This is a genomic window from Pseudoalteromonas arctica A 37-1-2 (assembly GCF_000238395.3).
GTDB lineage: Bacteria > Pseudomonadota > Gammaproteobacteria > Enterobacterales > Alteromonadaceae > Pseudoalteromonas > Pseudoalteromonas arctica.
This window is the reverse complement of sequence record NZ_CP011026.1, coordinates 170991-188926: the sequence shown is the minus strand read 5'-3', so window position 1 is coordinate 188926 and position 17936 is coordinate 170991. Positions and strand designations below refer to the sequence as shown.

At 37.2% G+C, this 17936-nt stretch carries 16 protein-coding genes; 8 read left to right on the top strand and 8 right to left on the bottom strand.

Annotation, left to right across the window (positions count from 1 at the left end; genetic code table 11):
• Window positions 1–288: 288 nt before the first annotated feature.
• The 6 genes from PARC_RS18295 to PARC_RS21575 all read right to left on the bottom strand — a co-directional run bounded on the left by PARC_RS18295 (window position 289) and on the right by PARC_RS21575 (window position 6222).
• A complete protein-coding gene (locus PARC_RS18295; RefSeq protein WP_010554957.1) occupies window positions 289–1002 on the bottom strand; it encodes a metallophosphoesterase in 714 nt (237 codons plus the stop codon).
• Window positions 1003–1216: 214 nt separating this feature from the next.
• Window positions 1217–1465 (bottom strand): YfhL family 4Fe-4S dicluster ferredoxin, encoded by a 249-nt coding sequence (locus tag PARC_RS18290; protein WP_010554958.1) that lies wholly within the window; start codon window positions 1463–1465, stop codon window positions 1217–1219.
• A 336-nt stretch (window positions 1466–1801) separates the two neighbouring features.
• Entirely contained in the window at window positions 1802–2890 is a 1089-nt protein-coding gene (locus tag PARC_RS18285; RefSeq protein ID WP_010554959.1) for a cell division protein FtsZ, read from the bottom strand.
• 74 nt (window positions 2891–2964) lie between these two features.
• Window positions 2965–3939: a WYL domain-containing protein gene (locus PARC_RS18280; protein WP_010554960.1), complete on the bottom strand. Its 975-nt coding sequence runs from the start codon at window positions 3937–3939 to the stop codon at window positions 2965–2967.
• A gap of 339 nt (window positions 3940–4278) precedes the next feature.
• Window positions 4279–5415, bottom strand: coding sequence for a PD-(D/E)XK nuclease family protein (locus tag PARC_RS18275; protein ID WP_010554961.1), 1137 nt, complete (start codon window positions 5413–5415; stop codon window positions 4279–4281).
• Window positions 5416–6048: 633 nt separating this feature from the next.
• On the bottom strand, window positions 6049–6222 hold the full coding sequence (locus tag PARC_RS21575) for a hypothetical protein (protein WP_158000957.1): 174 nt from the start codon (window positions 6220–6222) through the stop codon (window positions 6049–6051).
• A gap of 485 nt (window positions 6223–6707) precedes the next feature.
• Here PARC_RS21575 and PARC_RS18265 point away from each other — a divergent pair, with 485 nt between their 5' ends.
• The 3 genes from PARC_RS18265 (at window position 6708) to PARC_RS18255 (ending at window position 9546) form a co-directional block, all read left to right on the top strand.
• The gene (locus PARC_RS18265) at window positions 6708–6998 is read left to right on the top strand and encodes a helix-turn-helix domain-containing protein (protein ID WP_024604372.1); all 291 of its coding nucleotides are present in this window, start codon (window positions 6708–6710) and stop codon (window positions 6996–6998) included.
• Entirely contained in the window at window positions 6988–8280 is a 1293-nt protein-coding gene (locus tag PARC_RS18260) for a type II toxin-antitoxin system HipA family toxin (RefSeq protein ID WP_010554964.1), read from the top strand. Before PARC_RS18265 ends, PARC_RS18260 begins: the two co-directional genes overlap by 11 nt.
• A 372-nt stretch (window positions 8281–8652) precedes the next feature.
• Window positions 8653–9546 (top strand): LysR family transcriptional regulator, encoded by an 894-nt coding sequence (locus PARC_RS18255; protein ID WP_010554965.1) that lies wholly within the window; start codon window positions 8653–8655, stop codon window positions 9544–9546.
• Between the two features lie 44 nt (window positions 9547–9590).
• Here the strand turns inward: PARC_RS18255 and PARC_RS18250 are convergent, their stop codons facing one another.
• Window positions 9591–10463 (bottom strand): EamA family transporter, encoded by an 873-nt coding sequence (locus PARC_RS18250; protein WP_010554966.1) that lies wholly within the window; start codon window positions 10461–10463, stop codon window positions 9591–9593.
• A 626-nt stretch (window positions 10464–11089) separates the two neighbouring features.
• Here PARC_RS18250 and PARC_RS18245 point away from each other — a divergent pair.
• Entirely contained in the window at window positions 11090–11470 is a 381-nt protein-coding gene (locus tag PARC_RS18245; protein ID WP_010554967.1) for a GreA/GreB family elongation factor, read from the top strand.
• Between the two features lie 232 nt (window positions 11471–11702).
• Here the strand turns inward: PARC_RS18245 and trhP are convergent, their stop codons facing one another.
• Window positions 11703–13088, bottom strand: a complete 1386-nt coding sequence (gene trhP, locus PARC_RS18240) for a prephenate-dependent tRNA uridine(34) hydroxylase TrhP (protein ID WP_010554968.1) — start codon at window positions 13086–13088, stop codon at window positions 11703–11705.
• A gap of 279 nt (window positions 13089–13367) precedes the next feature.
• On the opposite strand from trhP, the gene ndk reads away from it, so the two are divergent.
• The 4 genes from ndk (at window position 13368) to PARC_RS18220 (ending at window position 17931) form a co-directional block, all read left to right on the top strand.
• Window positions 13368–13799, top strand: coding sequence for a nucleoside-diphosphate kinase (gene ndk, locus PARC_RS18235; RefSeq protein WP_007377442.1), 432 nt, complete (start codon window positions 13368–13370; stop codon window positions 13797–13799).
• A gap of 167 nt (window positions 13800–13966) precedes the next feature.
• Complete coding sequence (gene rlmN, locus PARC_RS18230; RefSeq protein WP_007583420.1) at window positions 13967–15097, top strand: dual-specificity RNA methyltransferase RlmN; 1131 nt, start codon at window positions 13967–13969, stop codon at window positions 15095–15097.
• 126 nt (window positions 15098–15223) lie between these two features.
• Entirely contained in the window at window positions 15224–17065 is a 1842-nt protein-coding gene (pilW, locus tag PARC_RS18225; RefSeq protein ID WP_010554969.1) for a type IV pilus biogenesis/stability protein PilW, read from the top strand.
• Window positions 17062–17931: a RodZ domain-containing protein gene (locus PARC_RS18220; RefSeq protein WP_007583424.1), complete on the top strand. Its 870-nt coding sequence runs from the start codon at window positions 17062–17064 to the stop codon at window positions 17929–17931. The genes pilW and PARC_RS18220 overlap by 4 nt, the downstream gene beginning before the upstream one ends.
• The last annotated feature ends 5 nt before the right edge of the window (window positions 17932–17936 follow it).

The window sequence follows — 17936 nt, the reverse complement described above, 5'->3', positions numbered from 1 at the left end:
CAGCCAAACTTAACCGTTTGTTAACCAACAATATTAAATTAAATAAACGTCTCTTTTAACTGTATTTATACCTATTAAATGAAAGTTAAAACCCAGCCCACACATCAAAGCCGCTCTCAATTAATAAACTAAGAGCGGCTTTGTTGTATTTAATAGCTTAATAAAATAATTACGGTGCATAAATCATAGAGTGTATAGAAAAAACAAAGGGGATAATTAGGTGTGGTAGTCAGCAGCTTACATTTTAAAAAGCAAAGCTGCCGAATAATATTTAAAAAGTAGAAAACCCTAAAGATCAGATGACTTTTCAAATATAGCAATAACCTCTGAAAGCTCGAGTAATGTCGGCTTTCCACCATAATAATTGGTATCTATATGATAACTATTACCCACCCAAAAAGGTGCTTTAGTTGAGTTATGTCCATGTATTGAAAAGTCGACTCCATGACTTTTAACTACCTTATTTTGTTTAACTACTTCGCGATCCCACAATAGAGATTGCACAATCACCGATTTATCATCAGGGTAATTTTCCCAATCCCACGATTGGGCAAATGTATGAGACAACCCAATTTTATAGCCGCGATATTCAAGTACTATTGAAAGAGGCTTAGTTAATAACTCATCGCACATAACATTGAGCTTTTCACTCGATACCGACTTGTGCCAATTGCCACCATTGTCAGTCCATAATTTAAAAGCCGCTTCATCATTACTTAATAGTGATTCCAACATTAAATGCTCATGATTACCTAATATCATACATGCCCTAATGGCTTGTAAGTATGTAAATAAGTCATATGTTTTATCCCCGCGATCAACAAAATCGCCTAGGCAAAACAAAGTATCTCTTTCAGGGTTAAAATTTACGTTATTAAGTGCGCTTTTTAAGGCAGGTAAATCACCATCAAGATCGCCAATTACAAATACTCGGAACTCATCATTAATAAATATGGCTTGCTTTGAAGATACAGCCTGAATAGCATTAATACCTATATGCAAAATAGACTCCTATAGAATGCAATCTAAAACTTAGATTAATACTTGAGTTTATAAAGCCTTAAGGTAACACAATATAATTGATAATTAATGAAGGTAATAAGATTTGATTGAAACTAAAAATGTATGACAGCGGACTTTAACTACAAGCTAAATAAGTAATGTAGATAATTTTTAGCCAATAGTAAAAAGCGGCTTAGCAAAATACCTGAACAAGTTATAAGTTCGTTAGCAGCACAAACTTATCAGCCAGCTCATCTAAACTTTCACGCTTATTAGGATCGGGCTTTATACAGTCAATTGGACATACACTTACACAAGTAGGTTTATCATAATGCCCTACACACTCAGTACATTTATTAGCATCTATTTGGTATATCTTCGCGCCCATATAAATAGCCTCATTAGGGCACTCTGGGTCACACATATCGCAGTTAATGCATTTACTATTTATGAGTAGAGCCACTTTTTAGCCTTTTCAATTAATATCATTATAAAACAAAAAGATAGAGTTAAACTAAATGTTTTTTGACTACTTTTGATACAAGTCCAGTTCAATAATAAACCTTTATTTTTCTTTAAATCGTAGCACACATTCGTAACACACCATTTTATTTTTAGGTGTAAATTGCAGCCACGAATTATGCCTATTTTTCTCTGTGGCTTTGTTGATCTTAATCAATATAAATATCCGCAAAGCCTTTATTTATATAGGTTATAACAAAGCTAATAAATTTCTATCTAAATCGTCCTGTAGTTGTGCTTACACATAGCTATATACCGCTGTCTTTGCTTGCAAACCCTATAAAGCGCTTTTACTAGGTGGTGCAGATTGATTTCTTATAAAAGCAGGGATATCAAAAATATCAGATGGCTTTGGTTTACTAGTCGCGATGTCAGGACTTGAATCACTTTGAGTTTTATCAACGACCATTTTTGAACTCGCGCCCGTAGCAATAACTAATAGCTCATAATTGGTTGCTAAGTTTTCAATTTTTGAAACACCACAAATAACCAAAGCATTAGGACTTACCTGCTGGCGCACAGTATCTGTAATTAGATTATAACTTCCTAAAGAAATCTCATCTTTGCAATTTACTTGTATAATTACCCCCGTACTTGATGACATATCGACCTGGTTAACTAACGGGTTATTAAGTGCCCCATTGAGCGCAGTAGTAAGCTCACTTTCTTCATTGCATTTACCAACACCTAATACCGCATCGCCTTGGCAGTCCATAATTTTGGCAAAATCATTTAAATCAACGTTGATCAAACCTTGAAAACAAAGCATGTCTATTAATGATTTTATCAGTGAATGAAGTATTTGGTTGCTATGCTTAAAGGCGTCAAATAAACCAATATCATTACCTAGCACTTCAATCAGTTGATCGTTTGGGAGAGTAATAACAGCATTAGCATGCTCTTTAAGCTCATTTAAACCTGCTTGCGCTATATTACTCCTAAATTGCCCTTCACTACTAAATGGCAATGTAGCAACAAATATAATGGGTTTACCTTGCTCACTAGCAAGTTGAGCAATATACGGACTTGCGCCAGTCCCAGTACCACCACCCAATCCTGTTGCACAGAGTATTATATCGCAGCCATTAATTAACGTTAAAAGCTGATCTTTACTCTCTTCCGCAGCCTGTAAACCAACTTTAGGGTCGGCGCCGGCACCATAACCATGAGTTAGCTCAGCACCTATAAGCACAGCTTCATCACTTTGCGTATGCTTAAGCACCACTTTGTCGGTATTAACACTGTACAAGTGCGCCTGTTCAGACTCGCGTTGCTCAAAAATACTGTTAAGCGTATTACAGCCGCACCCACCAATACCAAATACACCGATTGATAAACCATCATTTTGCTGAATTAATTGGAACATAACTACTCCTTAACTTTTAAAGGAGCATAACAAATAGGTGCGTCAACTTTTGACGCACCTAAGTTTGAAATCAATTAAAGATAGTTTGTAGTGGCCGCTTTAAGCTTAGAAATAATTCTTTGTCTCAGCTTTTCCGGCTTAATCACTTCAAGCCAATGTGCACATTTAAGCAACTCATCGGTTAATTGCTCGGTATCAATAGTTTGGTAGGTAAGTAATACGTTTTTTTCATCAATACTTTGCTTGTCAGTCAGCTCACCAAGCTCAATAAATCCTTGATTAACAGCAGAGTGTTTGGGAGCTTTTACAATAAGCTCAATACACTCTTGGTTCATGCCTTTATTAATAGCACTGCGCAACGTTTTTAGTTGTTCAGCACTCGGTTCTCTACGATTTTTTTGTAGTACATGTACATTACGAATGCGATAAACCGGCATTTGATAGCATTTATCGTGAAGCGACCCCACCATAAACTGCGCCATTAAAACGCCACCTTGTTCAACTAAATTATAAAAACTCAATTCAGCAAACTTAAGCCAATGTGCCTCATCGTAAAGTACTCTAAAAAGCTCGGCACTCACAGCACGGTTGTGCTTAATTGCATGCTCAATTAGCTCAACTAACTGATTATCAATATTCACTTTTAAAGAAGGCTTAGGCAGAGTTGAAAGCCAATTAGGCACATGACCATTAAAACGTTTAAGCGCCTGCTCAGCTTTAATATGTACGGACTGTTTAGTCTCATTTGGTATCGATTGCGGTAGTAACTGCTCCAACAACAAATAATGCTCCGCTACTTCGCTGCTCATTCTTTTCGCGTTACCACCTCGCCACTGCGCATTGATAGACCAACCATAAGGTTTACTTCGCATATCTTTTTCAAGACCAAAACAACCTTGATCGTAAAGTGATTGCAGGTCACGCTGGAGCATGCGGGTTGATAATTCAACACCTCGCTGTGATAAATCATCTTGTAGCTGTTTGACTGAAATACTTAAAGGGCTGATAGGTATATATTCTAAAAGAGTTAGGTATCGAAAAGGTTTCATTTTTATTAGTCTTACCAGCTAGGACAAAATTATCTAATTTTCATAATGTGTTATTAATATCAATCAATTCAAATATCTAATTAAATTAATACATATCAAATAAACCTCTAATATAAATTTAAAATACTAGTACTTTAGTACATCTCAGATGTCGATTTTAGCTATTATTAAGGGAAATAATATGGGTATTATAATAAAGAAGAGGAAGATCTTCGGCTTTTAGTAATAAAATTTCCCGCATGTCATTTATTTAGAAAGCTAGGTTATTTTAGCTTAATGAATAACCTGCTTCTTTACCTTTTGCTAACTTTACATGTTGCAAAATGGGGTTGTTAAATCCTACTTAGTAACACTTGATTTTGTCACTGTAAGCTCTTCTACTAATTTTATAAATTCGGGTCTCTCAATAAGGTTTTTCTGTAATTCGCTAAACACCCCAAGCACTATATTTACTTGTTCTTGGTGAGTATTGGTACTCTCAAACAGAGGGAGTATTGGCTTTAAAATAATAATTGGGTGCCATTTATTGTGTTTTGCGTTTGGCTCTACAGCCGTATCTATATACTCCCAATCATTAACAAACGATTTAAGTCCCTCTTTAAATTTTTTATAATTCTCTGAATGTTTAATCGTTTCTTGGCCTGTTCGATTAAAGTCAAAAACTAAACATAATTTTAGTTCATTGTTTGTAAAGTTTTTAACCCCGTGATCCGCACCATCGAGTAACACACCACAAAATATTCCAGGAAGCCATTGCCTGCCTTTATCTTTAATCGTAGGGCAAAATTCTAGCCCAACTCTTGACTCAGTTCCTTGGCGCTTAAATACAGGCTCCATTCCTATGCTTTGTAGCGGCCATACTAGTTTTTGAGCCTCTTTGAAGATAGAGTCAACTTGTTCACTAAACTTCACGGCCTCTAAATAATTAGCAATTGAGAAGCGATTCATTGGCGTTTTTGGCCCTAATCCCTCTGATTTTAGTAATGATAAGAAATCTTCGATTGCCCAACTCGCGTGCTCATCATTTATTTTATCAGCCAAAACTATTAAGCATTTATAAATTTCCTCCCAACATAATGCGGCATCAGGCTTTTGAGCGTGCTGAAAAGAAGTAGCGGTTATTAATATTATTTTGTGGTTGTCATAAGTTTTGAGTGCATATTCTCGATAGTTTTGAAGTTGATTTAAATGCAATGGAGAATTAACCTTGTGCTCAAATACAAGCGTGCAATCATGCCAACTAATGACTAGATCAGGGAATTTATTATTAAAATTTTCCTGCGTTGAAATAAAAACATCACCATCGGGCACATTAATTGGTGGTTGCAGTTTGTTATTTATACACTCCAGTACTGCTTGTAAAACTTCTCGGTTACTTCTTAACAGCCAAGCAAACGCTTCTGTTAAAAAGTTTTCTAGTGGATCATTATTTTCTCTAGGGCGGTATTTTCTTAAATTGACTAAAAGGCTTTCCATAATTGCTACCTGTAAAATTGCTCCGCTAACTAACTTAGCAAGTTAGCCTCATTTTCGTATTAAACTAGATTAGAGTTTATTTAACTAATTTGCATGTCGACCAGCAAAGTTAGAGGAAAAGACCCACATAGATGCTTAAAAATCTGTAAGTGCATAATAATTTAAAAGTAATAACGCAATTTAGCATAGAATGCGTCACTTTCAATATTATCAATTAACCTATCAGCTATAATTACCCTAAGTTTCTGGGGGTCTGAGTATTTAATTTCCATTGAGTGAATATAAGCATTGAAATGTTTTGGGTCAGTAGCATGCAAAATTTCTTTTTTTTCATAATCTAAAAAGTACACAAAGCATCCTAATTTGAATGCGGTGCTAATTCTTGAGCTCCAAAAACGCCCATCGCTACCTCCTTTATGGAGATCTGTAATTAACACCTCCGTGCTCGCGAGTATGTGTTTGACATTACATGATCAGCTACATCTCTAGGGGTATATACCGAATCAAAGCGCGTCATAATACATTTTGTAACTTTTAAGCCTGACTTTTTAGTTATTTTGGTATTTGTTACAGCGATTAAATGAACATTTTGGGTATCATGTTTTAACAATGCGATTTTATTGTCTGATTTTACTAAATCAAAATGCCAAGCTTTTCTAATAGAACTCGCTTTTCATTAGTTGAAATACTGAGGTAGTGAGCCGAATTAACCTCTTTTAAGTTGAGGTTATAATCACTATCAGCTACGTTGCTATTAGGCTCATTTAACGCTAATACCGTTTCAAAAATATCATCATAAGAGTTCATAGCAAGAGCCTAATTTAAGCCTACATTTACTGCAACAGACTTTAAGATATTATAATATGATTTTTGGCATTATAAAAATGACGACACTAAAAAAGCGCGCAGGAATTGGGCGCTTTGCTTTTAAGACAAATACACAAGCTAAGAAAGTAAATTAAGTAAAAAAAATACAAAACTTTTGGGTATAACCGTCGCCAGTTAAAGTGACCTATAAGTCACTTTAAGGCCTTAAATGCAGCTTAATGATCCCTAAAAGGCACTTTATTATGAAAAGTAAAAAACACTAAAATGCGTTTTAATTTTTTACGCTTTTAATTTGATTTACACTCTATTGTATAGGGAGCCTGAATGAGATTAGCCAGTATCTACTTTGCTTGGCATTAACACATCTCAAACGCTTTACTCGCAACAAAATAGACACTATAGTACCCATTAACCCTATTTAAAATAGACTTTGGATACACAAGTGTCTTTTTGGAGGCTCTATTATTAATTATTTATTATTAAGCGAAGGTGATGTGCAGCTAGCTTTTGCTGAGCACCTAAAAGAACGTCGCAAAAAAGCAAAAATGTCACGCGAGGCGTTAGCTAAAAAAAGCACAGTACCTGCTTCTACAATAAAAAAGTTTGAGGTTACAGGGCTTATTTCATTTAGGCAGCTATTGCTTTTATGGCAATCTCTCGACGATTTGACTCGTTTATATGAATTAACAAAAGCGCCAACTCAAGGTAATAATGCGCCAACGTCTATTGCTCAGGTATTAAACAATGGCCTTTAAACCCATAGAAAAGCTAGAAGTAAAACGTACACTGTCAGACTCAACAGAGTTAATGGTGGGTGTACTTGCTCAAAATAGACAAGGTGTTTACTTTCAATTCGCTCAAAGCTATTTAGACACATATGGTAATCTTTCGCCATTCTCACTCGCCTTCAATAGAGATGTTCAGTTAGCACCCAAAAGCCCACATAATGGATTGCATGGGGTCTTTTCTGATTGTTTACCTGATGGGTGGGGGCTACTACTACAGGACCGTGTATTCAGACAAAATAATATAATGCCTAACTTTGTTACCGCAATGGACCGCTTATCTTTTGTTGGCCATTCGGCTATGGGAGCATTATCGTTTACACCTGAAACTCATTATGATGGCACAAATAACGATGAAGCTGGTCTTGCTACATTGGGTCAACAAGCCCAAGCAATATTTGACGGACAAACAGAAGAAGTACTTTCTGCGTTAGTGGCTGCTGGTAGCTCCGGCGGTGCACGCCCTAAAGCCCAAATTTATTTTCCTGACAATAATATACAAGAATGTAGAACAAAACCTAAAACAGGTGATGATGCTTGGTTAATCAAATTCACATCCAAAAACCTCGCTTTAGGACATGAGGAAGGGTTATGTGAAGCTGTGTATTTGAATTTAGCTGAACAAGCGGGATTAAACCCTCCTCAGAGGTTACTGGTACCCGCCCCAGAAGGGACCGGTGCAAAGCAATGGCTTGCCTTAAAACGATTCGATAGGTTTAAATTAATGGGTGATAAAATGGGCTGCAAACATATGCATAGTGCATGTGGCTTGCTAGATGCTGATTTTCGCACACCTACATTAGATTATGAGGATTTAATTAAAGCGAGCCGTGTTTTATGCAAATCACCTGCTGCAGGGCAATTACAATTTCGTCGGGCTATGTTTAATTTATTTAGCTGTAACCAAGATGACCACAGTAAAAACTGGGCTTTTTTACAAGAAGATTCTGGTGAGTGGGATTTAGCGCCTTTTTATGATGTAACTTTTAGTCCTCACCCTTTTAATGAGCATGCTACTTCGTTTGCTGGATTTGAAAAAAACCCGCCACTAAAAGCGATTCAAAAGCTGGCCTCTGCAGCAGGTTATGCAAACTGGAAACAAGTACAAGTTATAATATCTGAAATAGCAGAGATTATTTTAAACTTTAAAGACACAGCTAAAGCATTAGACGTAAATAAACAAACGATTAGTTTAATAGAGCAACAGCTTGATAACACGTACGCCATGAATAAGCATTTAACGGGTCGTTAATTGTATTAAGTTTAATAGTATTGAGCTATTTATAAAGCCTCGCTGCTTACTTTACTTGTGCCGAGGTTTTAATTTTTAAAAGTATCGTTTTATTTATACCTCTAAAAAGGCAGCGGCAACTTTATTTCTAATTAACATTTCTAAATCTATTTCAATGACTCTAACAAGCACAACTTCAAACTACTTTTAATTCATTTAGCTGATCAGATTGAGTTACATTATTTACCAGTGCTCTTATTGAGAGTTATTAAATTAAAATCACATAAAATTTGGTTGCCTAATTTCAGTTCTTCCCTCCCCCCTTAATCTCTAATGAAATTTTAAAGCGTCGCTGTTAATATTGTCTACATCCTAAACAATAAAGTAGTTCTGATGGCAGCTAGTTATTCTCTCGATGATTTACGTTACTTTTGCACCATAGTAAAATTAGGTAGCTTTAAAAAAGCATCAATAAGCCTTGATATGTCACTATCAACTTTAAGCCGTAGAATACGTTTATTAGAGCAAGCACTTCAATTAACGTTACTAAATCGAGATGCCCATCGAGTTACACTTACGCATACTGGCGAGTTATATTACGATCGCTATCGTAAACTGTTCGATGAAGTAGAGTGTATAGAGCAAGCACTTTGTGATGAGAAAGACCAACCTAAAGGGAAAATTAGGATCTGTGCCCCCATTTACATGGGTAAACACTTTTTAAGTGCTATTTTTTGTGATTTTTTACTGCAATACCCCGATATTCAACTAGATTTACGCTTTTCAAATAACCTTATTGATCTTGAAAAAGAAGGGATTGATATAGCATTTAGAGTAAGAAACCCTGCCATTGATAATTGGGTTATTAGAGAACTAAAGCTTACCCATAATATATTATGTGCTCACCTAAATCATGATTATCAATCCATCACTCATCCTGAGCAATTAGAAAAGCAACCAAAAGTTACGTGCGTTGGGTTGGTACCGTGGCAATTAAAAAATCAGCAAACGGGCGAAGAATACTGTTTTAATCCAAACACACATGTTCGATTAGAAGTTGATGAAATTCAAATGATGAAACAAGCAGTTGAGTCTGGTGTGGGTATTAGCTACATCCCTGATTATATAGCATTACCACTTATTAAAGCCGGAAAGCTTAAACACATTCTTCCTGATTGGCAAAGCAAAGGGCAGCCATTTTCTATGCTTTATCGCGACAGAAAACAAATCCCTTATCGAGTGCGATTACTTATAGAGCATACACTGCAACACTTCACTAAAATGTAGCAGTGTAGGCTTTTCACAGCAAAGTAATTAAGCTAATTCATCTTTTAAAAACTAAGCCTTAGTACAATTACACCTAAAAATGCCGTTGTTAATCCTATAACTTCTTGCCGTGTAAAAGACTCTTTTAGAATGATGCGTGAGTACAACAAAATAATTAAAATATTCATACCTGAAATCGCTGAAACTAACCCTGTATTACCAATAGCAAAAGCCGATATTATTGCAACCATGCCAGCTACATTTGTTAAACCAATCAGTAACCCGCACGAAAATGTTTTACCGGCAGACCAATACGCTTGAGAAGAGCCTTGCTCTGCTAGCATTTTTTTACGCTTTACTAACCAACTAACGGCAAAAAGAAAGCTACCAAAACCAAACATAGACGTTAAAGTTGCAAACGTATCCGCCTCAAGAAGCGTTGATTGCTTACCCATTAAATCATTAAACGCAAAGGACAGTGCCGCGAGTAATCCCCATTGCGCACCTTGTAAATTACTTAATGAGATATCGCTGGAATAGCGAATAATATAAAGACCGCCAAAAATAATAAAAAAGCCGATTAATTGAATAACAGTTAAGGTTTCTTGCCATAATAAAAAGGCAAATAAAAGCACAAATAAAGGCGTTAACCCCGACAGGATGCTAATTAAAGACGCTTTCCCAACCGAAAACCCTTTGTGCAAAAACCCATTAGCCGCAAAAGATCCAAAACCTAAAGCGAGTCCAACAGTAATGTCAGCCCAGCCGTACCATGTGTGTTCAAATATTACAGTACCTAGCGCGCTAATTATGAACCCTACAAAAAAAACACCGAATAATAATAGATTACGATTAATCTTTTTTTGCGACGTCCATTGGTACATTATTCCTCGCGCACCAAAAAAAACAGTGGCGAGTAATGCAAAAATTATCCACATATAAATGAGACCCTTTATAATTTACTTTGATAAACCCGAATAAAAAGTGGTTATTTAACATTGTTGAATGGAGTAACTATTACATAAAGGTTCAGCTGTAAAACACGTAGCCACTACAAGAGCGTTACCCGATACCTAGCTTCTACTCTATAAAATAAGCAGCTTAGGCTTCACATAATAAAATACTAGCCACACAATTACACTTTAATAAACAACAACACCAGTATATTTAATCTATAAATATTATAAACAGGCATAAGTGGCACTATAGATCTCATAAATAGCACTTAACAATTTAGTCGATTAACTTCAATCACATAGTGAGCAACTAACACACAGAAATAACAACACTTCAGTGAAAAATAACGAATTTATAAAAACATAAAAAACAGTTTTAAACTGTCATTATATCGACAATATATTTTTAACCTAAAACTCAATTGACTTTATTTTTAAACTCAATATGATTGATTTAAACAAAGAGGATAATATGTTTACTTTAATCACATACCTGCTAAAAACAAATACCACCTTCGGAATTTAAGCCGAGTGTAACCCTTACACTCGGCAGTTACACTGTACCTTAATATATTTAAATTCGATTTAGTTTTTGTGGGGATTAGTCCGTGCTTTCTTTTCTGTTCGAGCGTAAAAAATCTTTCCTGTCTAAAAATGACTTCACAGACGCAGCGGTACTATTACAACCGCTGAAGCTTGCGTATTTACTACAAGAAGTCGAGTATTCACAGCGGCCTTGGTCAAAATTCAATCCACATGTACAAATTAATAGCACGGTGGTCATTAAAAATATAACCACCGGTTTTAAGCGCCGCATAACTTTAGTGCCTCCAAGCCAACGAAGGCACTTTATTAGTGACGTATCATTTCACTCTCCTCTTGGGGTCGCTCTTTTAGGGCATAAAATAAATCATATTATTGAATATAAAGAAGCTGGGGAATCCCACCATTGGGAAATAATAGCCATTAATATTAAGGAGGAAATATAGAGTAAATTATTTCAATTTTTATCTATTAATTTTATATATTTAATTGGAGTTATTTGTAATGAGTAAAGAAAAACCTAAAAAACATGCAAGCAAAACATTAAAACAAAAACGTAAAGAGCGAAGAGATAAGCTAAAGCAACTTGAAAAATAATTAATATTATTTTAAATAAAGTCGCAAACTCGGGGTTTTTATAACCCCGAGTTTTTTGAAAAAAACTATATTCAGCTGTAGCTAAACAGCTTGTTTAAATGGATTACGAGTATCTTGGTGTTCCTCAAGATTACGCATTAAAATAGCATGCGCTAAGTTAATGTCTTCATCTAGCAGTATTTTTACAATGTGACCGGAGCCTTTAGCACCGCTAATACTTTCGCCCTTTTTGTTTTCCATATATTCAAGCTTAAAAGTAAAGTTACCTTGTGGTGTCATAAGCTCTAAAGAGTGGCCTGTACAAAATTTATTTTTAACGTCTATTTCAACTAATCCATTTTCGCAGCGCCCAAGTACTTCACCCACAAATTGCTGTTTAGTTGATACAGAATGACCGTACTCATAGTTTTGATAATCTTGATGAGCGTGGCGTTTTAAAAAGCCTTCGGTATAACCACGATGCGCTAAATTCTCAAGCGTTTTAAATAAGTTAGTATCAAATGGTTTACCCGCAGCTGCGTCGTCTATTGCTTTGCGATAAACTTGTGCTGTGCGCGCTACATAATAAAATGACTTAGTACGCCCTTCTATTTTTAAACTATGTACCCCCATTTTTGTTAACTGCTCTACGTATTGCACTGCGCGTAAATCTTTTGAGTTCATAATATACGTGCCGTGTTCATCCTCAAACGCAGGCATATACTCACCAGGGCGACCTTGTTCCTCTAGCATAAATACATCGTTACTTGGCGCGCCTTCACCCAGTGTAGGAATAACCTGTTTGGGGTCAATTTTATGCACCATTTCGCCAGTTTCGTTCTCAACACCAGGCTTTACATCGTAATCCCAGCGACATGCATTAGTACATGTGCCTTGATTTGGATCGCGCTTATTTATGTAACCAGAGAGCAAACAACGCCCCGAATACGCCATACACAGTGCGCCATGTACAAATACTTCAAGTTCGGTGTCTGGGCAGAGTGTGCGTATTTCGGTTATTTCTTCGAGCGACAACTCCCGTGATAAAATAACGCGTTCAATCCCCTGTTTTGCCCAAAATTGTACACTCGCGTAATTAACCGCATTTGCTTGTACCGATAAGTGGATCGGCATGGCAGGCCACTTTTCACGAACAAGCATAATCAAACCAGGGTCTGACATAATCAGCGCATCGGGCTGCATCGCAATAACAGGTTCTATATCACGTAAATACGATTTAACTTTAGCGTTGTGCGGTGCAATATTAGACACCACATAAAACTTTTTATTTTGCGCATGCGCTTCACTAATTCCTACTTGCAAAGTATCAAGGTCAAACTCATTATTGCGCACACGCAAACTATAGCGAGGCTGCCCTGCATAAACCGCATCTGCGCCATAAGCAAAAGCGTAGCGCATGTTTTTTAAACTGCCTGCGGGGCATAGTAATTCAGGAATAAAAGGCATTGAAGAAATAACGGGTGACATGTGCGCTCCATACATCAAACTGGGTTCAAGCCAGTTGCATAAGTAGTTAACCTAAACTCTGAAAAATAAATCTATCCCAAGCAGAATTCAGATTAGTCATTAACAAATAAGTAAACAGAAGCGCGGCAGTATAAATGCGGTCAATAATTTGCGTTTGATCGAGATCACAAAACGGCAACCAAACTGGTTTTTAATAAAATTAGGATTTTTCACTTAAAACGCGTATAATTCGCGCCCGTTAATATTCACACTTTTACTTAAAATTATTGGAGCATAAAGATGGCTTTAGAACGTACTTTTTCAATCGTAAAACCTGATGCAGTTGCTAAAAACCACATTGGCGCTATCTACAACCGTTTCGAATCTGCTGGCCTTAAAATCGTTGCAGCTAAAATGGTTCACCTTTCACAAGAGAAAGCTGAAGGTTTCTACGCTGAACATAGCGAACGTCCTTTCTTCGGTGCTTTAGTATCTTTCATGACATCTGGTCCAGTAATGGTTACAGTTCTTGAAGGCGAAAACGCTGTTCTTAAAAACCGTGAAATCATGGGTGCTACTAACCCTGCTGAAGCACTAGCTGGTACTTTACGTGCAGACTACGCTGATAGCATCGACGAAAATGCTGTTCACGGTTCTGACGCTGTTGAATCTGCTGCTCGCGAAATCGCGTACTTCTTCGCTGACGAAGAGCTTTGTTCACGTACTCGTTAATTCGAATTCGTTAACATATTGAAAAGGGCTTTCGGGCCCTTTTTTAGTCATTACGTAAAGTATTAATCAGAAACTCATGATGTTTTACTTAATGATTAAAGTGAGTGAATTGTGTACAATTCGTCCTCGTAAATTTTATCTCCACCGTCACCGATTGAGGTTGTTTCATGACCGAGCAAAAAAAGATTAACTTATTAGATTTAAACCGAGAAGCAATGCGCGAGCTATTTGCATCGTTCGGTGAAAAGCCGTTTCGTAGTGACCAGGTGATGAAATGGATTTATCATTTTGGCGTAGATAACTTCGACGATATGAGCAACGTAAACAAAAAGCTTAAAGAAAAACTTAAAGCTGAGTGCGAAATTGTAGCGCCAGAAATCACTGTGCGCCAACAAGCAAGCGACGGTACTATTAAGTACGCACTTATTCTGGAAGGCGGCCAAGAAGTAGAAGCCGTTTGGATCCCTGAAAAAGAGCGCGCTACGTTATGTGTATCATCACAAGTGGGTTGTGCTCTTGAGTGTACTTTTTGTTCTACCGCTCAACAAGGCTTTAACCGTAACTTAAAAGTATCTGAAATTATTGGTCAAGTTTGGCGTGTAGCTAAAGATATAGGCCTTGATGGTCATAGCGAAAAGCGCCCAGTAACTAACGTTGTAATGATGGGTATGGGCGAGCCTTTACTTAATCTTAAAAACGTAGTGCCAGCAATGGAACTAATGATGGACGATTGGGGCTTTGGTTTATCTAAGCGCCGCGTAACATTAAGTACTTCAGGCGTTGTACCTGCACTTGATTTACTAAAAGAGAAAATTGACGTAGCACTGGCTATATCACTTCACGCACCAGATAACGCACTGCGTGACATTTTAGTGCCAGTTAATAAAAAGTACCCTATTGAAGAATTTTTAGCCTCGTGTCGTCGTTATATCGATGGCTCAAAAGCAAATAAAGATGTAACGGTTGAATACGTGATGCTTAACGGTATTAACGACAGCACCGATCAGGCGCATGCATTAGTGCAAACGTTAAAAGGCACACCTTGTAAGGTCAACCTTATTCCGTTTAACCCATTCCCGGGTAATGAATACACGCGTTCAAGCAATAGCCGTATTGACCGTTTTTCAAAAGTATTACAAGCAGCAGGCGTTACCTGTATTGTTCGTCGTACTCGCGGGGACGATATTGACGCCGCTTGCGGACAGTTAGTCGGTGACGTAGTTGACCGTACTAAACGTTTAGCTAAAAAGAAAATGCGTGACGATAACGCAATTAGCGTTAATATCCACCAAGCATAATCTGTAACTGCCCTATGTGAATAAGTCATATAGGGCAGTTAAGTTGTTTATTTTTAAATAAATGATGCAAGAATAAAGGTTTTAGGTAAGATAGGCGCCATGGACTAAAAATAAAGAGATAAGGTAATGCGATCTATACTTGCTATAACACTATCAACACTTGCCTTAAGTGGCTGTGTTAGCGAAAGTAGTTATAACGGCAGTAATAAACCCGTCGTCGAAAATAAAATTAATAATACTGGCGCAGCACGAACACGAATTGCTTTAGCCCTACAGTATTTAAAAACGGGTAATAACTCTCAAGCCAAATACAATTTAGAACGTGCAGCTGCATTTGCTCCTGACCTACCTGAAGTACATTACTCTCTTGCTTATTACTATCAACAAGTAGGCGAAAACCCGCTAGCTGATAAAGCCTACCAAAAAGCACTCGAAATAAAGCCTGACGATCCTAATACCCTTAATAACTACGGCGTGTTTTTATGTGGTATTGATGAATACGATCGTGCAACTGATCAATTTTTAAAAGCCATTGAAGTACCAAGTTATATTCGCGTTGCCGAAAGTTACGAAAATTTAGCCTTGTGTGCTATTGAATTTGATGATTTTGAAAATGCAGAAAGTTACTTTCAACAGGCACTTAATCACAGCTCTCAGCGTACATCTACGTTAATTAGTTTAGCAGCGCTGTATTACGCAAAAAGTGACTTATACAAAGCCAGTGAACTTTTAAAACGCTACGAAAGCACAGGTCGAGTATCCTCTCGCGCATTAATGCTTAGCTACCTTGTAAAAAACAGAATGGGCAGAATAGAAGAGGCTGAAAAAATTTCCAGCACTATTTTACAAACTTACTCTAGCAGTAACGAAGCCTATGCATTAAAAGAGAAAAGAACACGTTTTAATGAGTTTGAAATACTGCGAGAAAAATACCGTAAAGCGCAGTTAAAAGAACTAAAAAATGACGAAAGCGGCGCGCACGTTAGTTCAAAAAAACCAAAAATAAAAGTAATCAGAAAGAAACGTTCACCACAAGACGGTTCAACAAGCTTGGTAACAAACGACGAGCAAAAAACAGATAAAAAGATCGCAATAGCAAATAACCAAGATGTAAATCCAGTTATAGTAAGAGAAAAGCAAGCTAAGGCGGTACAAAACACGGTCAGTAAGCAAGCCGACGAAGCAACCGTAATAGCAAAACAAGTAACAACCCAAAAAGAAGAAGCTCCTAAAGTCGTCGCACCAAGCAACCCTACCGATACATCGGCTGTTATGCTTGCACTTACTACTGAGCACGACTCTGCAGATTCCGTAGTAGCTGCACCTAAAAAAGCTAAGTCCGTTTACGAACCTCAAAAAGAAGTTATAGCAACAAAACAACCAGCTAAAGCCGATGACGAAGTTACAATAATTTCGTTTGGCGCACCTAAAACAGGCCAGTTTAATTCGCAGCAAACTAGTAACTATAGTAATTCAGTTCCTGCAGTTACCGCTCAAAAAAATAGTAGTGACGTGGTATTCTACGAAGCGACTAAAAATACAACTGTATTTGAAAATAGCAGCTATCAAAATGATGCAGATATTGAATTTAAAAGTTACGAAGCAGTACAAAAAACAGAGCTCCCAATGCTTAACCCTAAAGTATCGCCTTTACGCGTGCCATTTCACGTAATTGCTGTTGGCGAAAACCTATTTAGCATTTCGGTGCGATACAATGTTAAACTACAAAAGCTCCTGCAATGGAATGGTCTAAAAGAGTCGGATCGGGTAATGAATGGAAGTAAAATATACCTAAACGATCCAAATATTTATTACGAAATTAAAGCTGGTGATTCCCTTTACGATATAGCTACCCAGCGGCATGTATTAATTGATGAATTAATGCGATGGAATAAATTAAGTCCTGATATAGCACTAAAACCAGGGCACAAACTTTTACTAGTGGATCCAGACTCATACACATTATGAATGAAGAAAATACGCAAACACAGAGCGAACAGCCAACTGTAGGCCAAATATTAAAAAATCACAGAGAACAAGCGAACGTTAGCATAGCGACTATTGCTGCACCGTTAAAGCTGTCTGAACTTCAAATTAAACGCCTTGAAAATGATGAATTTACATTACTCGGCCCTATTACTTTTGTTAAAGGCTATATAAAAAACTATTGCCGTGAATTAAAAGTAGATAGCGCACCTATTTTAGCAATGATGCCAGCCCCACCAGAGCCGGCTAAACCCGCTAATATGCAGAGTTTTTCACGCCGTACAGAAAAAGAAGCAAACGACAGTCGTTTAATGTTTTTTAGCTATTTAATTTTAGCGATTGTTATTGGCTCATCTGCTTTATGGTTTTGGCAAAACGCGACACCTATTGAAGAGCAAACGAGTAATATAAACGTTGCCAACTCAAAAATGAGCGAGCGCCAAGCCGCTCAACCCAGTATTTCAGAGCAACAGCAACAAGCCGAAATTGACGATGAATCATTATTAGAATCACAAAGCACGTCTAGTGAAACATCAACAAGCCCAGAAATAGTTAAAGAAACGGCTCCTATTGCTTCTAACAGCGCAAGTCAAGACGATGCTAGCAGTACAATTGTCATGAACTTTAATGGCGAAAGTTGGGTTGAAATTTACGACGGCGAAGGCGAAAAAATAGCATTCGGCGTTAAAAAAGCAGGCTACATTATGACCGTAAGCGGTACGCCTCCTTTTTCAGTTGTGCTTGGTAAGCATGACGCTGTAGACATTACTTTAAACGGTGAACCTGTAGATGTTTCTGCATTTCCTCAAAACCGTTTAGCCAAATTTACATTACCACTAGCAGAGTAGTCGCT